3 protein-coding genes are annotated in these 1,630 nt (G+C 64.5%); all 3 read left to right on the plus strand.

Translation table 11 applies throughout. From position 1 onward, the window contains the following. The coding region (locus HMPREF3145_RS01430) for a DUF4192 family protein (RefSeq protein WP_070421493.1) at positions 1 to 831 on the plus strand (831 nt) is incomplete at its 5' end. A gap of 161 nt (positions 832 to 992) precedes the next feature. Continuing rightward, positions 993 to 1,136, plus strand: coding sequence for a hypothetical protein (locus HMPREF3145_RS11760; protein WP_016456431.1), 144 nt, complete (start codon positions 993 to 995; stop codon positions 1,134 to 1,136). A gap of 90 nt (positions 1,137 to 1,226) precedes the next feature. Beyond that, on the plus strand, positions 1,227 to 1,630 hold a 404-nt coding region (locus HMPREF3145_RS01435), incomplete at its 3' end, for a single-stranded DNA-binding protein (protein WP_070421494.1).

A 1,630-nucleotide genomic window follows, 5' to 3' on the forward strand; every position in this document is an offset into this window, starting at 1 on the left:
CGCGAGCGGTTCGCAGCGTGGGTCCACCACCTCGAACTCGACGCTGTTATCGCGTACATGATCAGCGATGACATTGCGCAGCCGGTCTTTGACGAGACGGCCACGTATCTCACTAGTGGGGCAGTGCACCTACCGCCGCTGCTCGGGGTGGTGCAAGTGCCCGAGATCGTCACCGGGGCTGCGTGGTGGTCTGTGTACCAGCATCCGCTCATCGACGAGCCGCGCCACGGCGTTGTCGGCGAGGTCGCCGCATCGGCGGCGCTGCGGCAGATGCTAGAGCACACCGGCGAGCTGCCGGAGCCGAGCAAAGACGACATCGAGGCACGCCTGAACAGCACCGATCACGGCATCGACGCTGCCGAGCACGCCGACATCATCGAAGACGCGCTGGCGTATATCCCGCCCATGTTCTCCGACGTGCTGCAGCGTGAATACGAGCAGGCGGCGGCAGGAATAACCCAGCCGAGCACGCGCGCTGTTCGATCGGCGCTGAAATGCTTCACCACGCCGCGCTTGCGAGACGCGCTGCTCGCGGCGCTGCTCGATGACCCGCAGGCGGGCCTACGGTTCGCGGAGCAGGTTATGCGTGCTGTCCCGACCAGCTGGCCAGGGATGCGCGCGCAGCTCACCACCACGGTTGCCGTGCTTGCGCACGCCACAGGCCAGCCGGGACTAGCTGGCGTGGCCGCGCACCGAGCCACCGAGATCGGGCCAGACGAGAACTTCCCGTCGTTGGTGGCGAAGCTGACCGACATCGGCCAAGGCGAGCGGATGGTCGAACTCGTCCGCGAGGGCGCCGAGAAGACCCGCACGATCTTGTTCACCGAGTAGCACCACACACCCCGTTGCAGCGATGCAACGGGGTTTCTTTTTTTCTCGTCGGCCGTGGCTTGCGACAGCAGACACTTCAACGAGGCAGGGGAGTGACCTTTAGACAGCAGAGCTGTCTCCAACAGACGGATTGACCACCAATCCGAACAAGGAGGCACGTGATGCGCGACATCACCCACACCGACCTGGAACTGCTCTACCAGCTCGCCGACGGCATCGACGGCGAGGACGCCGATCCGGGCGCAGCACAAGAACTGCGCGACCTAGAGGCGGCAGGCACACCGCTGCCCTGGGCAGTGCTGTAACGACAGCGCAACCCCCCGCAGCAGCAAAGCAGCTGCTTCAACACCCACATTGCACGGCAATTCACACCCACCCACATAAGGAGAACCATCATGTCCAACCCCTTCAACAACGGCACCATCGTCGGCAACGCAGCTCGCGCACCGAAGCTGTTCGAGCACGCAAACGGTAGCGCGACGGTGAAGCTCAGCGTCTATGCGCGCAACACCTTCAAGAACAAGTCCACCGGCAAGGTGGAAAGCGAGATCGTGGAGCTGACCGGCTACGTCCAGGACGCGAAGAACCCCGGCGTGTTCGGCTGCATCGGGTCCGGCGACCGTGTCGCAGTGAGCTACTCGCTGAAGACCGACGTCTACACCGACAAGGACGGTGTGAAGCACTACCCGCTGGTCGCCCGTATCGACACCGTGCAGCTGATCGACTCCAAGAAAGAGTCCGCTGCGCGCGCAGCCCGTCGCGGAGGCGAGGCGGCGAACGCCGCCCTGGCTGGCGCTGA

It is taken from the genome of Corynebacterium sp. HMSC05C01, from assembly GCF_001807155.1.
GTDB classification, from domain to species: Bacteria; Actinomycetota; Actinomycetes; order Mycobacteriales; family Mycobacteriaceae; genus Corynebacterium; species Corynebacterium coyleae.

What these genes read in the sequence shown, in the direction of transcription:
- HMPREF3145_RS11760 (WP_016456431.1), top strand. Translation starts at nt 993, where the DNA reads ATGCGCGACATCACCCACACCGACCTGGAACTGCTCTACCAGCTCGCC.